Below are 15,356 nucleotides of genomic sequence, written 5' to 3' on the forward strand. Positions count from 1 at the left end.
CACCTTCTTTCTTCATGCACCTGCTGCGCGCGATGCGGGCCGTGGTAGGGCGCGAGATCAACAAGTTTTTGCGTCAGCCGTCGCGCCTGGCCTCAGCGCTGGTGCGGCCTTTGCTGTGGTTTGTGGTGTTTTCTGCGGGCTTTCACAATGTTTTTGGTGTCTCAATCGTGCCGCCGTATGAAACTTATGTGGAATATTCGGTTTACATGGTGCCCGGCTTGCTCAGCATGGTGGCTTTGTTCAATGGCATGCAAAGTTCGCTCTCCATGGTTTATGACCGTGAGATGGGCGTCATGCGGCTGCTGCTGACGGCACCGTTGCCACGCGGTTGGTTGCTGGCCTTCAAGCTGATGGGCGGCACCAGTTTGTCTTTGTTGCAAATGCTGGTATTTTTGTTGATCTCGCTGGCATTTGGCGTCGAATTCAGTTGGGCCCATTTCCCCCTGATGTTGCTGGCCATGGTGTGCGGGGCCACGTTGCTGGCGGCTTTGGGCCTGATGCTGTCGGTGTACATCAAGCAACTGGAAAACTTTGCCGGCACCATGAATTTTGTAATTTTTCCAATGTTTTTCATCAGCCCTGCGCTGTACCCGTTGTGGAAGTTGGACGAGTCGGGTGCCTGGTGGTTATTGATTCTGGCGCAGTGGAACCCGTTCACGCACGTGGTTGAAACGATTCGCTTTGCCATGTATGGCCAGGCCAACCTGCTGTCCTGGTCAGTGGTGGTGGTGGGTGCCGTGGTCTTCTTTTGTTTGGCCTGGTGGGGCTACGATCCGCAACGAGGCTGGATCAAGCAACGCGGGGCGGCGTGAGGTGTGACATTTGGCTGCGCTGGAGTGATTCAATTTTGAACACTGTCACATCGTGAGCCGCTTATCCATGAACACTTGATGGCATAAGTGGCCCGCGACAGGGGGAGCTACTGCGCAAACTGCCCAATTTTATTGGCACAGAAGTTGCGCATGGGGTTGGCGGATACCAAGATTGACTTGGTCCACAGTTACCCGGGCATGCTGCTCCGGATCAGTAATTATTCTTACCCCATCAGCAGGAGACAACGAAGTGAAACGAAAACTACTCAGTATTTTGGTCATGGCAGCATGTGCCCAGGCCGGCGCACAAGTGACCGATGCCATGATTGCCAACGATGCTAATACGCCAGAAGACGTGCTCAGCTGGGGCATGGGCACACAAGGCCAACGCCACTCCACGTTGTCCGACGTGAATGCCAAAACCATTGGCCGTCTGGTGCCCGTGTGGTCCATGTCTTTTGGTGGTGAAAAACAGCGCGGCCAGGAATCTCAGCCCTTGGTGCACAACGGCAAGATGTTTGTGACCGCATCGTATTCGCGTATTTTTGCGCTGGATGCCAAGACCGGCCAAAAACTCTGGAAGTACGAACACCGTTTGCCAGAAGGCATCATGCCTTGCTGCGATGTGATCAACCGCGGCGCTGCTTTGTATGACAACCTGGTGATTTTCGGCACCCTGGACGCCCAACTGGTGGCCTTGGATCAAACCACAGGCAAAGTTGTCTGGCGTGAAAAAATTGACGACTACAGCGCAGGCTACAGCTACTCCGCTGCGCCCCTGATTGCGCAAGGTCTGTTGATTACCGGGCTGTCCGGTGGTGAATTCGGTGTGGTGGGCCGCGTTGAAGCGCGTGACCCCAAGACCGGCAAAATGGTGTGGAGTCGTCCTACCGTTGAAGGCCACATGGGCACTTTGAATGGCAAAGACAATGGCATCACCGGTACCACCAACGCCACTTGGCCTGGTGAAACCTGGAAAACCGGTGGTGCGACACCTTGGTTGGGTGGCACCTACGATGCCAAAACTGGCTTGGCCTACTTTGGCACCGGCAACCCCGGCCCCTGGAACAGCCACGTGCGCAAGGGTGACAACCTTTATTCTGCATCCACCATCGCCATTGATGTCAAGACGGGCAAGATCGTCTGGCACTACCAAAGCACCCCCAACGACGGTTGGGACTACGACGGTGTCAATGAATTCATCACCTTTGACATGGATGGCAAGCGCATGGGTGCCAAGGCTGACCGCAATGGCTTCTTCTATGTGAACGACGCCACCACCGGCAAGCTGGTGAACGCCTTCCCATTTGTTAAAAAGACCACTTGGGCCAGTAGCATCGACTTGAAGACAGGTCGCCCCAACTACATCGACGAAAACCGTCCGGGCGACCCGACTGCCCCCGGCATGGATGGCAAAAAAGGCAAAACCGCTTTTGCCGCCCCCGGCTTCCTGGGTGGAAAAAACCAGATGCCAATGGCCTACAGCCCCAAGACTGGCTTGTTTTACGTGCCTACCAATGAATGGGGCATGGACATCTGGAACGAGCCCATCAGCTACAAAAAGGGTGCCGCTTACCTAGGTGCTGGCTTCACCATCAAACCACTGTTTGAAGACCACATTGGCTCCTTGCGCGCCATTGATCCAAAGACCGGCAAAGTGGCTTGGGAAGTCAAGAACACCGCGCCTCTGTGGGGTGGTGTCATGACCACGGCCGATCTGGTCTTTTGGGGCACACCAGAAGGCTATTTGAAAGCCGCTGACGCCAAGACTGGCAAGGTGGTGTGGCAGTTCCAAACTGGGTCCGGCATTGTGGCGCCTCCCATCACCTGGAAAGAAGGCGGCGAGCAATACATCAGCATCGTGTCGGGTTGGGGCGGTGCCGTGCCTTTGTGGGGTGGCGAAGTTGCCAAGAAGGTCAACTTGCTGGAACAAGGCGGTTCCGTCTGGACGTTCAAGCTCATTAAGTAACTGACAGGCAAGGCTCGGCGCAGCAGCGTCGGGCCTTGTGATGTTTTTTGAACAAGTCCAACTATGAAATACCAATTTTTTTTCGCATTTCTTTGGGGCATGGCGAGTGTTGGTAGCGCCTATGCAGACGACAGTCAGGACGTGAAAGAACTGGTGCAGGCCAGTGGCTGCTTGTCGTGCCATTCGGTCGACGAGAAGATTGTGGGCCCGGCCTTCAAGGATGTGGTTGCCAAATACAAAAGCGACCCCGATGCCATTGTCAATATCTCTCAAAGCATTAAAAATGGATCGCGCGGCAAATGGGGTCGCATGGCAATGCCAGCGCACGCAAGCTTAAGCAGCGAAGAACTGAAGACGCTGGCGACTTGGGTGATGTCGCGAAAAGCCACAGCTGATTAAATTTTTTTGCTCACTCTTTATTCAAATTCTATGAAACGCCGTACTCAAATCAGTTTTCTGGCCAGTGCCCTCATGTTTGCCGGCACTGCTGCATTGGCCCAGACGTCAGCAGACGATGCCGCCAAAAAAATCGCCGCCAATGCTGGCTGCTTTACCTGCCACAGCATCAAGCACCAAGAGTCAAAAGATGCCGGTTTGCCGGTTGGCCCAGCTTGGCAAGATGTATCGCTCCAGTACCGCGACAAACCCGGCGCGGCCGACTTCCTGACACGCATTGTTCTGGAAGGCTCTAACCCTTACGCCAGCCATTGGAAAAACAAAGCCGCTGGCATTGCCATGCCGCCCAATGCGGTGGCCATCAGCGAAAGTAACGCCCGCCAAGTGGTGTTCTGGATTTTGTCGCTCAGGTAGGCAACACCCTCGCAATGGCTCTGGGCTAGCCCCAGACGTCAGGCGGGAGCAGGTCTTTCTTGCGGTAAATAGTGTTTCGCGAGACGCCTAGTGCCTTGGCGGTTGTCGAAACATTGCCCTTGTGCAGACGCAGTGTCTGGGCCATGGCTGCCAGGGTGACATCATGAAGGTTGCCCGCATCGTTGTCCGTCGCCACGATGGCCGGGTTGGCGGTGGGGCTGTCGACTGGTTCGGCCATTGGCATTTGTGCTACTTCTTCCAGAAAATCATCCGGCAAGTGCAGGGTGTCAATGCTGCCGTCACAACCGGCCATCACCACCGCCGTGCGCAGCAAATTGTGCAGTTGCCTGAAGTTGCCTGGCCAACTGTAGTTCTTGAACAGACTCATGACCTCGGCGGTGAGGCCAATGGTCGGCCTTTTGCTGCACAAGGTGCCGAGAATTCGCTGGGCCACCAGCTCAAAATCGGAACGCTCCCGCAAGGCTGGCAAACGCACCACCAGTCCGTTGAGCCGGTAGTACAAGTCTTCACGAAAAGCGCCTTGCGCAATCATGGCCTTGAGATTCTTGTTGGTGGCGCAGATGATCGACACATCCACTTCAACTTCTTTGCAAGCCCCCAGCGGGCTGACCTTGCGGTCTTGCAATACCCTGAGCAATCGGGCCTGCAACTGCCTGGGCATGTCGCCAATTTCGTCCAGAAACAGGGTGCCACCATGGGCTTGCTGAATTTTTCCGATGGCCCCTTTTTTTCGGGCGCCGGTAAACGCCCCTTCTTCATAGCCAAACAGCTCGGACTCAATGAGGGTCTCGGGAATAGAGGCGCAGTTGACAGACACAAAGGGTTGACCCGCGCGGGCTGAATCCGAATGAATGGCCTGCGCCATCAAGTCTTTGCCCGTGCCGGTTTCGCCCAAAATCATGATCGGAATGTCATGGTTCCTGACCATGCACAGCTTGCGAATTACGGCAGATATTTGTGGGTCACCGGTGTCCAGGTAGCGCAAACTGGACAACTGCAGCTTGCGGTTGGTGGCTGTGTCGGCCTGCGCTTTTGACGAGGCAGGCGCTGCTGTGGAGCTCATGTCAAGCCCCTGTAGCCATTGCCCAGCCGGTTTCATCTTGACTTGGCACCAGACCGACAGGCCGCTGAACAAGTTCAGTTGGTGAGGTTGGGTCACCGTTCGTCCAAAAATCTCGTGCAGTCGTGAAATTGGAATACCAAAAAGCGAAGAAAACGTATGCGCGCGCAGCGACTCAAGCGTCAGCCCGATCTGAAACTGCGCACTGCGGTTGGCGGATAAAAAGCGGCCATCTGGCGAAAACACCACAATGCCCTCGACCAACGTGCCTAAGAATTCTGGCCGGGCGTGAAAACGGATGCAAAGTTCACCACTGAAGGTTTCGGTGAACATGTGGTTTTCAATCATTTGCCCTGACATGCGCACCAGCGCCAGCGTGTGCAGATGTGAGCGCCTGTGGTCACCCGTGACATCCAGCGCGCCAATGACTTGCCCATGCGGGTCAAAAATAGGTGCGCAAGAACAGGTGAGCGACTGGTTGGTGTTCATGAAGTGCTGGCCGCCAGCAATCAGCAAGGGCCGTTTTTCATGTAATGCGGTGCCGATGGCGTTGGTGCCCTTGGACTTTTCTGACCACTCAACGCCAGGCATCAGTGCGACTTTGGAGGCGGTATCAAGAAAATCCGGATCACCCAACGAATGGAGTACCAAACCATTGGCCGCAGTCAACAGGACGACGCTGTGTGTGTTGACAATTTGCGCGTACAAGGACTCCATCACCGGCGCGGCATGCTGGAACAAAAATCTGTTTTCATCCAGCGCCGTAATCAGCGACGAGTGCCCATGGGTTGAATAATCAGCTTCGTCCCGGCTGCAAATACCGTAGTCAGTGGATCTGGCGTGCGACTGCGCGATCAGGCGGCTGAAGTCTTCAGCTTCAGCACAAGCACCAGTGGTTTTGGGGTGACGTTGGAGAATTGGTGTAGCGATGTTGACTTGCATGATATTTGCCAATATTGGGATATTGTGAAACGTGCCAACTTCTTTTGCTATCGGCAAAAACCCTTGAAAAAAATGAAAGGCTTTGCACCTTGGTACGTGCCAAGGGCGGCTTGTGGCGGTTTTGTGTCAAAAAAATGGAACACCCTGACCCAAATTGACACACTTTGCCTCGCGGTTTGTGCAGCGTCATCCAGGCGTACCAGGCCGCGCAGGGAGGTAGCACCCATACAGAACTTTGGCGCATTTATTGCATATTGACTGCGTAGGACTATTTCGTTCACTTTTTTAGAAAGTTTTCTATGCAGGTCAAACTCGCTCTGGCGGCCAAGCGCCTCGGTCTAATTTCAATTGCTGCGTTGAGCCTCGCCACTGCGTTGGTTTACGCACACGGTGATGTTGTGCCCCAATCGGTCGACACCTCGTCGCTGCCACAGTTGGGCACCAAATGGCTTGATGCCAACCCTTACAGCAAGGGCGACGCCCATGCCGAGGCCTTGCGCATTGGCACCTCCGCCTACAACCAAAACTGCGCCCGCTGCCACGGCTTAGAGGCCATCTCGGGCGGCATGTCACCTGATTTGCGGAAAGTCGATGGCGACTGCATGGGCATGGCTGATGAGTCTGCAAAAATGGCCTGTTTCAAGGAAATAGATGATTATTTTCTGGCTACGGTCAGGCGTGGTCGGGTGCGTGACGGCCGTGTCTACATGCCGCACTTTGAGGGCATCCTGACCCAGGAAGCCATTTGGTCGATTCGCACTTACATCGAAACCCGGCGTGAAAAAGTAGACTGATCAGCGAATGTGGGGCTCGAAGGATGACCCCTGAAAAAGTGGCCGTTTAATCGCGTGTCATTTCATAACTATGAAGGAGACTATTCGCATGACGACATTCAAGACACCCTCAGCCACAGAGGCCTCACCTGGCGGTATCAGCCGCCGGCAGAGTCTAGGTTTGCTGTTGGGCTTAGGTGCATCGCCGGTTTTTGCCGAAGGCGAACTCGATGACCTGGCAAAAATCCAGGCCCGTGGCACGTTGAAAGTGGCTGTGTACAAAGACAACGCGCCTTTTTCCAGCGGCTCGGCCAATGACATGAATGGCCTGGACGTTGCGTTGGCTGAAGGCCTGGCGCGCCAGCTCAAACTGAAACTGGCGTTGTTGCCGTTTGATGCGGGTGAGAACATGAACGACGACCTGCGCAACATGGTCTGGAAAGGCCATTACCTGGGTTATGGCCCGGCAGATGTCATGCTGAATGTGCCCGTTGACAAATACCTGATGCAGCAAAACCGCCAAGTCACTATTTTTTCGCCCTACATGCGGCAGATGCCGATTTTGATTCACAGCGCCAGCAAGTTGCCTCAAGTTAATAGCCCTGAAGACTTGAAGGGGCACAGGCTGGCTGCAGAACGCGGTACTGGTGCTGCCAGCGCTTTGTTAGGCCATCAAAGTGGTCTGCTGAGTTCCCAAGTGACCTTGTTCAATTCAGGCATTGAGGCTGCCACGGCTGTGCTGCGTGGGCTGGCAGATGCTGCCTACGTGCTGCGCTCGCAAGCCGAAGCCGCCATAGCCTTGGACAAAGCCAAGCAAGAAGATTTTGTGATGACCCAAATGCGCTTAACGGGCTTGCCTGACAACGGTTGGTCGCTGGGTATGGCAGTCAAGTCAAGCTACAAAGATTTGGGCCAGGCCTTGGAAGTGGCCATGAAACAGCTGCGCGACAACGGTGAACTGATGGCCATGTTCAAGACGCGTGGCATGACGCTGACAGCGCCGTAAACCGCTGGGCAAAGCCCGCTTGGCGGGTGGTTATGCCCGCACCTTGCGAGGTAAAAATCTGGTGATAAAGCCAGACTGTTGTAGAACAGTCTGGCTTTATTGCTATATTAATAATAGCTACTAGCGCTTATAATATAAGGGCTAGAGGCTAATTTTTCGTATAAGAATACTGCCATGTTTGCCAGCCCGTCACGGGCACGCCGCAAGTGTGGGCCAGACAATACAACTCAAACCAGCGTTCAGAACGCGTGTTTAACACCAAAGTTCAGCAGGCTGGCGTTTTTGCCGGCATCCGTGCCACCGGCGACGATGCTTGACACCAATGAGGCATTCGCGTCGGCGTCCACAAACGCCGCCTGAACATACAGGGTGGTGCGTTTGGACAAGGCGTATTCGTCGCTCAGGATGAATGAGTTGGTGGTGCTTGAGGCCGTGTTTTTGTCTTTGCCGGTGTAGTAGGCAAAGCCAATGGTGTTGTTGCTTGCTGTTTTCCAGTCAAGGCCCAGGCCAAGCACATCCACCTTGGTGGTTTCAACCAGAGCGGCATTTTTGTTCTTGCCGTGCAGGAAATTGAGCTTGCCAGTGAATGCGCCCATGGTGTAGCCCGCACCCATCGAGTACATGACGCTCTGCTGCTCTGAGGTGGTGGGCAGGTTGGTGGCCTGGTAAGCAGCCGACAGGGACAACGGGCCACTGTAGGTCAGGCCCAGGGAGACCACGGCGCCCTTGGTTTCGGACACACTGTAAGCACCAGCGATGCCGACAGGGCCCAACGTGTTGCTGTAAGAAATGGCGTTTTGCAAGAACACGCCGACATCGTTGTTACCGTTGTTGCCTGTAGTTAAGGCACCTGAGTTGTAGGCCCAGGGGTACAAGCCCGAGAAGTTCTCACGCAGGCCACGTGGGTCGGTGGCAGCAAAGGCCAGCACGGCGGGGCCATACATGTTGCCCAGGGTCAAGGTGCCCATGGTAGGTGAAGAAAAGCCCACATTGGATTGACGACGAAAGAAGCGGGCGTCGCCTGCACCCGTGTCTGCTGCAAAGTGCGATTCCAGGTTGAAGTTGGCCTTCAAGCCACCGCCAAGGTCTTCCGAGCCGCGAAAGCCCCAGATGCTGGGCGAAATGCCGCCGTTGTAGACCTGTGTAGAGCCGTTGCCTGCATTGCTTTGAACCAGCAAGCCAAGGTCAACATTGCCATAGACCGTGACCGTGCTTTGGGCCAACGCAGCACCAGAGACCAGCGCCAGTGCGGTGATGCCAATTAGTTTTTTCTTCATTGAATGTGTCCTCATCGTAGGTTTGTTAAACGTCACTTTGTTTTGGTGACAAACCTTGATTGGCAAGATGTGTGCCTGATGTTTTTTGAGGCTCATCCTGCCAATCCGGCCTGATGGATTGCCGGGCTCACATGTGTGTTGCCGAGGGAGACGCGATAGGACGGTGATTGTGCCCGGGGTATGTGGTTGAAAACTGAGCGTTGGAGCCGGGTTGCGCCAGATTGGAGCAAACTGTCATAAAACTGAAAACCAGCGTTCCACGATGGCTGATTCAGTCAATCAGGTTGTCTGCTTCCGCATGAAGGGCTGCCACCGCAGCGGGGTAATGTTGCGCCGCGGACTTGTTCAGCCAGACCATGGATTGCGCGCGGTCTTTGGGCTGACCTCGGCCTGTGCGGTGCATCACGGCAATGGCAAACTGGGCTTCAGCGTTGCCGGCCTGGGCTGATGTCATAAAGAGTTGTGCGGCGCGCTCCAGATCACGCGACACGCCGCGACCGGCTTCGAACATCCACGCCAACCGGGTGCCGGCGACCAGGTTGCCGGCGTCAGCGCTGCGTTGGTAAAGCACAGCGGCCTGCGCATGCTGGCCGCTGCTGGTCAAGATTTCGGCTTCTTCAAATTCATTCAGTGGGCGCTCGGGTTGGGCAAGCGTGGCCAGTCTGGCGGCAGCATCTTTGTCGCCATTGGTGGCCGCCAAGTTCAGGTATTGGCGCGCCTTGACCAGGTCTTTTTCAAGCACACCGCCCGTGCTGTAGAGCATGCCCAATCGGTATTGCGCCTTGAAACCACCGGCGTTAGCGGCAGTGAGGTAAAGCGCCTCTGCCTTTTTCATGTCTTTGGGTTCGCCCAAGCCGTCCTCGGCCAGGATGGCCAGGTTGAACAGGGCATCGGCATTGCCCAGGCCCGCCAGCGTTTCCCAAATATGACGCGCCTGGTTGTAATGCGCCATCTTGAACTCGGCGTAGGCCTTGTAATTGCCCATGGAGGGGTTGCGTACCCAGTCTTCAGCCGTGCTGTCCTGGGCCAGTGAGCCAAATGTCAAAGCCGAAAGGGTGCAAAGCGTGAGCAGGCGCTTTGAAGTCGAAAAAAACATGTCCTGCGTTCCTTAAAAATCTCATCTTATTTTGCGATGCTTCGGGATGCAATGCGGTCTGATGCTGGCAATAGACCCTGTCGCCAGGATGTCGTGGCAAGCGCATCAGCCAATCAGTTTCAAGCCTGGCGGTAGTGATTCACCCAGCATGCGGCGCTCGGTAGCCACGTCGAGTTCGACCCGCTGGCGCACCATATCGACCCACGCGGCAGGCGCGTGAATGGCCGTCAATCGTGTCGCAATCTGCTCTCGCAACACTGGATCAAGGTCGCGTGCCCGGTCATCGGTGACGCGGGCCAGGTGGGTGGCTGCAAAGGCGGCAGGCTCCAGCTTTTTCCAGTCCAGCAGCAGCAAGGCGCCGAGCCAAGCAGTGGCCACTTCGATGGCCGCCACGTCGTGCGGGCTGCCGTAAAACGGCTGTCGTGTGCCGATGCGGCCCAAGGCCCACAAGTGGAGGGCGTCGCTGCTGGCGCTGGCCTGTGTACTGTGATGACCGCTGACAGTCGCACGCGACTTGGCTAGTGATTTGTGCAGTCGTTTGAGCAACCAGTCGCCAATCTCGGTTTTGTAATCTGCCGGGATGCGCTCCAGCGCGGCACCCAGGCGCAACATGTCGTCGTCGCTGCCTTTGACGGGCGGTGTGGTGTCGGGGGTTACGCCGTGTTCGTTGCGTTGCAGGTTGTAGGCAAAGCCGTTGAGCAGTTCAAGTTGCTCGGGCGCTGCCAAGCCACCGGCGACACGGCGCCACAGCGTCCACCATTCGGCGCACACCTGTTTGTCGTTTGCAAACTGCACGCCGCTCGGGTATTGCGTCCACAGTTGTGCCACGCGCCAGCCGTCCAGCGGGTCGCCCAGGCCGGGGCGCAGGCAGTAGCCGGCCAGGTTCAGCCACACGCGTTCGTGTTCCACCGAGCGGCGCCGGGCGCGCTGGCGCGCCCACAGGGCGTCAAACAGTTGGCGCAGGTCGGGCGTGGCCCATTGCTCGCGCGCACCCAGGGTGTGTTCGAGTTGGGCGCGCAGTTGTTTGACTTCCTTGGCCGCGACCGGCTTGGCGCCGGGGCCAAAGATGCGGTCGATATGCTCGATGGCTTGTGCCAGCCGCGCCGCAGCCAAGCGGTCAGGCTGAGCTGGGCTGGCTCCGGTGTCGACATGGCGCAGGTCAAACTCCAGCCGCCAGCGCTGGTTGGCATCGGTCAGGCTCACGCAGTGCATCTCCAGCGTCCCGACTTCGGTCAGGGCGACGGCCAGTTGCACCGGAATATTTTTTAGATCAAATTGGCTTATAACCCCCGTGGATGTTGCGTTAGTAGCTTTTATAACCATAGCAATTGGCGGCAGAGGCTCAAACTGCCCATGCGCCAGCGTGACCAGATCACCAGCCTCTGGCTGCGCCTTGTCAGCCAGATCCGCCGTGGATGTGACCAGATGAAAACGCACCGGCTGCCCCAGGCGCAAGGAGAATGTGCGGCCACTCAGTCGCACCTCTTGTCCTGGCTCGGTGCCGCGCGGCAGCAGGCAGATACCGCTTGGGGCCCGGCCCGGGCCGCTGGCCTCTTCAAGCACCAGAAAGTAGCTGCGCGCCGAGCCACCGCCAATCACCGGTGCCAGCCCTTGTTGCGCCAGCGCGTAAGCCACGGCACCACGCGCCACGGCCACATCGGGGTTGTCGTTGTGCAGCAAATGCAGGGGTTCACCGCGCCAGTCAGCCAGGGTCTGCTGTAAGCGCTCAGCCAGTTGTCCGGAGCGAAACACGCCGCCATTGAGCAGCAAGGTGTCGGGCCTGGCGTGCGCGTGCTGGCGCAAAAAGTCGGCCAAGTGGCGGGTGATGGCAGCGTCGCGGGCGTAGGGCAGGCCAAACGCCACCAAGCCACTTCGGGATTGGGTGGCTTGGGCGCTGGCGTCCACTTGCGGGAAAAAGCCGTCCACGATCTGTTGCGCCACGTCTTGCCGTGTCAGCGTGGCCGAGCGGCTGCCACCAATCAGCCGTGCGCCGCCGCCCAGTAGGGTGACCTGCACCTGCGCTGGGGCATTAGCAGCCAGCAACTGTTCTTTGGCGTGGCGGCAGCGTTCAACCAGTTGTGCGAGTTGGCTGGCTGACAGGCGGGTGGGTGGTGCGCCGGGTGTGCTGGTCAGGCGGGATTCCACTAGGTGCGCCAGCGCCAAGTCCATGTTGTCGCCGCCCAGCATCAGGTGCTGGCCGACACCGATGCGGGTCAGTTGTGGCAAGTCGTCTTGCCATGCCACTTCAAACAGGCTGAGGTCAGTGGTGCCACCACCCACGTCACACACCAGCACCAAGCGGGATGGCGCCAACTCGTCCTTGAGGTTGCTGCGGTGGCGCCAGAGCCAGTCATAAAACACGGCCTGCGGTTCTTCCAGCAGACGCAACTGCGGCAGCCCGGCTTGGTGCGCGGCGCTCAGGGTGAGGGCGCGCGCTGCCTCGTCAAAGGACGCGGGCACGGTCAGCACCAGGTCTTGCTGTGCCAGTGGATGTTGCGGGTGCTGTGCGTTCCAGGCATCGCGCACATACGCCAGGTAGCTGGCGCTGGCTTCTACGGGAGAGACCTTGGGCACCTCGGCCGATGCGCCCCAAGGCAAGATAGGCGCCAGGCGGTCCACGGCGGGGTGCGACAACCAGCTTTTGGCGCTGGTCACCAGTCGGCCCGGCACCTGAGCGCCTAAGGTACGCGCCCATTGCCCGATCACCACTGACGCGGGGGTGTCAGAATCTGTTTCCCCACCTTTGCCTTCACCGGCGGCCCAAGGCAATTGCAGTGCGCCGGCGGCAAATTCATTCGCCCCCGCGTGGTAACGCACCGAGGGCAGCAGGGGCAGTGCAGCCACCTGGCCGGGGCCGACCAATTGCTCAATCTGAAAAAGCTCGATGCCATTCTGCTTGGCGGTCTTGCCCCGCGCCTTGATCGGACTCAGCCGGGCAAAAGCGACCACCGTGTGGGTGGTGCCTAGGTCAATGCCAACGATGTACTGGCGCATCCGGCTTGGAGTCAGTGGCTGGCGCGCACGTCAAACTCCACCTTCCATCGCTCGCCGCCCTGGGTGGCCACCGCAGTGAGTTCCAGCGTGCCAGTGTCTGTGGCGGTGGCGCGCAGTGTGACCTGCACCAACTCGCCCACTTGGCGACCTTCGGTTGGCAGCGTGGCCTGAATGTCGCCCAGGGCCTGCAACTCATCGGGCTGCCAGAAGTCGAGCAGGGTGCCCAAGCTGTCTTGGCGGCGCACCGACGAGCCGAAGAAGCGCAGCACCACCGGCTCGCCCACCCACAGGCCAAATTCGCGCGTCTGCAAATCTGCCTCGGTGCCTTCTTCCATGCCAAAGGGCGCCACACACAGCGCTTGCATGGGCGGCTCCATGCCGGGAATGGCGGGCATGGAGGATTCCACACCCACGTAATAGGCGCGTGCCGTGCCGCCGCGAATGCGCACGCCTTGGCCCCGGCGCACGTAGCCGTAGTAGGCCGCACCGCGTGCCACTGCCAGGTCCATGTCGGCCCCGGCCAGCATGCGGGCCGGCTCGGCTGCCTCATTGACGAGCCAAGCGTTGAGCGTGTCCAGGGTGCGCTCAATCAGCGCGTCGGACTTGAACACGCCGCCGTTGAACAGCACTGCGGTGGGATGCAAAAAGCTGGCGTCGGCGTCAACCTTGCCTGCAAAGCCTGCCAGTTCGGTGGTGGCGCCGGCTTGCCGACCCAGCAGGGCTGCCAAGTGGCGTGTTACGCCGGCGTCCTGCGCGTAAGGCAGGCCGAGTTGTGTCAGGCCGCTGCGGGTGCGGCTGGCGGGGCGGGCGGCGGCGTCGACCTGGGGGAAGAAACCTTCAAGGATGGTGGCGCGCACCTCGTCTTGGGTCAGTTCGGTGCGGATGGCGCCACCGATCAGCTTGGAACCCCGGCTGGGCACCACGATGGCCTGGGTCGCCAAGTTGGCGTCGCTCAGCAGCGCTTCCTTGGCCACGCGGCAAGCGTAGGTGAGCGCGCGCATTTGCCAGGGGTCAAGCGTCTTGCCCTCAGCTGTTAGCTTGCGGGCCACCACGTGGGCCAGGGTCAGGTCCATGTTGTCGCCGCCGAGCAGGATGTGGTCGCCCACGGCCACGCGGTGTAACTCCAACTGGCCTTCGCGTTCCAGCACGGCGATCAGGGAGAAGTCGCTGGTGCCGCCGCCCACGTCCACCACCAGAATGATGTCGCCGGGCTTGACGTCTTTGCGCCAGCGGCCCGCGCTGCCCTGAATCCAGTTATAGAGCGCGGCCTGTGGTTCTTCCAGCAGGGTGAGATTGTTGTAACCTGCGGCGCGGGCGGCTTCGGCGGTGAGTTCACGCGCTGCCGGGTCGAATGACGCGGGAATAGTGACAGTCACGTCCTGCTGCTCAAACGGGGCCTCTGGGTGGGCCTGGTCCCAAGCCTGGCGCAGGTGGCTCAAGTAGCGGGTGGAGGCTTCCAGTGGTGACACGCGGGCCACCTCGGCCGGCGCGTCGAAGGGCAGGATGGCGGCGCGCCGGTCCACGCCCGGGTGACAGAGCCAGCTTTTTGCACTGGACACCAGCCGAATGGGCGTTTGTGCGCCGCGTGCACGGGCGAACTCACCCACGGCAAAGTCTTGTGTGTCGGACCAGGGCAGGGTCAGGTCGCCCGCGGCCAGCTCATCCGCGTGCGGCAGGTACAAAAAAGAGGGCAACAAGGCCAGGTTGTCGACGCTGCCGGGGGCCGTCAGCTGGGGAATGTCGAGCACGCCATAACTGGTGTTTTCGCCCTCGCTGGCGCTGATGTCCACATAGGCCAGCGCGCAGTGGGTGGTGCCCAGGTCGATGCCAATAGCAAAACGCGGGGTGCTCACAGCTCCACCTCGGCTTGCGCCAGCACGTGCACGTCATGGTTCTCGGCCAGTTTCGGCAAACGTGTCTCGGTCACGCGCCAGCCGCGGTGGCATAACGTGCCGCTGAACGGTGCTTGGCCGACCACGTTGCCGGTCAGGCGCACGGCGCGCGCGTCAAAACCAGCGGGCAGTGTGAGGCGGTTGCCCTCGGCCTCGGGACGCACTGGGATGAGTGTGAAGTGTTCGCGCAGCACCTTGCAGCAGCCTTCATGCAGCACGCGGGCCACGCCACCAACGTCGGCATCGGTGTATTGGCTCAGGTCCTCTTGCGTGAAGTCGATCAGGCGCGCGTCGCGTTGCAGCAGGCCCAACAATTGCAGGGCGGCGTCGGGCGTGGCTTCTTTCATTGGTGGGGGCGCCACTGGGGTGAGTTTGACCGAAGCCGTGGGCGCTGCTGCGGGTGCAGTTGCTGCCGCCACGGGTTGGCGCAGGGCCATCACGCGGGCGGCAAACACCGGATTGCCGAGTACGCTGAAAAATGCGCCAAAAGCGACCGGCAGGCGTTTAAAGAAGGAGGGCAAGGCCTCTGGCATTGGAGATGTCATGTGAGGTTTCCTAAAGGGGTTGCGGGGACCTCATCCGTGAAAGGGTGGGTCGTTGCCCGGCGAGTGCCGGGGTGTTGTGGCAATGATTTTAAAGACTGGCGCCTCTGGCATTTTCGCGCAGGCAAACGGTGGGCAGCGCGCAAGCAGCAACGCAAAAAG

General features: G+C 58.8%; 12 protein-coding genes. 6 read left to right on the forward strand and 6 right to left on the reverse strand.

Translation table 11 applies throughout. The annotated features are described in order from the left end of the window. Window positions 1-14: 14 nt before the first annotated feature. The 4 genes from PHQ58_RS05665 to PHQ58_RS05680 all read left to right on the forward strand — a co-directional run bounded on the left by PHQ58_RS05665 (window position 15) and on the right by PHQ58_RS05680 (window position 3,591). The gene (locus PHQ58_RS05665) at window positions 15-812 is read left to right on the forward strand and encodes an ABC transporter permease (protein ID WP_300108197.1); all 798 of its coding nucleotides are present in this window, start codon (window positions 15-17) and stop codon (window positions 810-812) included. A gap of 280 nt (window positions 813-1,092) precedes the next feature. After that, window positions 1,093-2,781, forward strand: coding sequence for a PQQ-dependent methanol/ethanol family dehydrogenase (locus tag PHQ58_RS05670; RefSeq protein ID WP_300108456.1), 1,689 nt, complete (start codon window positions 1,093-1,095; stop codon window positions 2,779-2,781). A gap of 63 nt (window positions 2,782-2,844) precedes the next feature. Further along, entirely contained in the window at window positions 2,845-3,180 is a 336-nt protein-coding gene (locus tag PHQ58_RS05675; RefSeq protein ID WP_300108199.1) for a c-type cytochrome, read from the forward strand. 30 nt (window positions 3,181-3,210) lie between these two features. After that, window positions 3,211-3,591, forward strand: a complete 381-nt coding sequence (locus tag PHQ58_RS05680) for a c-type cytochrome (protein WP_300108201.1) — start codon at window positions 3,211-3,213, stop codon at window positions 3,589-3,591. Window positions 3,592-3,616: 25 nt separating this feature from the next. On the opposite strand, the gene PHQ58_RS05685 is transcribed toward PHQ58_RS05680, so the two are convergent. Continuing rightward, window positions 3,617-5,614, reverse strand: coding sequence for a sigma-54-dependent Fis family transcriptional regulator (locus PHQ58_RS05685; protein WP_300108203.1), 1,998 nt, complete (start codon window positions 5,612-5,614; stop codon window positions 3,617-3,619). 299 nt (window positions 5,615-5,913) lie between these two features. On the opposite strand from PHQ58_RS05685, the gene pedF reads away from it, so the two are divergent. Both pedF and PHQ58_RS05695 read left to right on the forward strand, forming a co-directional pair. Next, window positions 5,914-6,408 (forward strand): cytochrome c-550 PedF, encoded by a 495-nt coding sequence (gene pedF / locus PHQ58_RS05690; RefSeq protein WP_300108205.1) that lies wholly within the window; start codon window positions 5,914-5,916, stop codon window positions 6,406-6,408. A gap of 88 nt (window positions 6,409-6,496) precedes the next feature. Continuing rightward, entirely contained in the window at window positions 6,497-7,393 is an 897-nt protein-coding gene (locus tag PHQ58_RS05695) for an ABC transporter substrate-binding protein (RefSeq protein ID WP_300108208.1), read from the forward strand. A gap of 239 nt (window positions 7,394-7,632) precedes the next feature. Here the strand turns inward: PHQ58_RS05695 and PHQ58_RS05700 are convergent, their stop codons facing one another. The 5 genes from PHQ58_RS05700 to PHQ58_RS05720 all read right to left on the reverse strand — a co-directional run bounded on the left by PHQ58_RS05700 (window position 7,633) and on the right by PHQ58_RS05720 (window position 15,185). After that, window positions 7,633-8,670: a porin gene (locus PHQ58_RS05700; protein WP_300108210.1), complete on the reverse strand. Its 1,038-nt coding sequence runs from the start codon at window positions 8,668-8,670 to the stop codon at window positions 7,633-7,635. Between the two features lie 271 nt (window positions 8,671-8,941). Further along, a complete protein-coding gene (locus PHQ58_RS05705) occupies window positions 8,942-9,766 on the reverse strand; it encodes a tetratricopeptide repeat protein (protein ID WP_300108212.1) in 825 nt (274 codons plus the stop codon). Window positions 9,767-9,871: 105 nt separating this feature from the next. Next, window positions 9,872-12,760, reverse strand: a complete 2,889-nt coding sequence (locus PHQ58_RS05710) for an Hsp70 family protein (protein WP_300108215.1) — start codon at window positions 12,758-12,760, stop codon at window positions 9,872-9,874. Window positions 12,761-12,771: 11 nt separating this feature from the next. After that, a complete protein-coding gene (locus tag PHQ58_RS05715) occupies window positions 12,772-14,613 on the reverse strand; it encodes an Hsp70 family protein (protein ID WP_300108218.1) in 1,842 nt (613 codons plus the stop codon). After that, complete coding sequence (locus PHQ58_RS05720) at window positions 14,610-15,185, reverse strand: DUF2760 domain-containing protein (protein ID WP_300108459.1); 576 nt, start codon at window positions 15,183-15,185, stop codon at window positions 14,610-14,612. The genes PHQ58_RS05715 and PHQ58_RS05720 overlap by 4 nt, the downstream gene beginning before the upstream one ends. Window positions 15,186-15,356: the final 171 nt, after the last annotated feature.

It is taken from the genome of Rhodoferax sp., from assembly GCF_028688795.1.
Lineage (GTDB): Bacteria > Pseudomonadota > Gammaproteobacteria > Burkholderiales > Burkholderiaceae_C > Rhodoferax.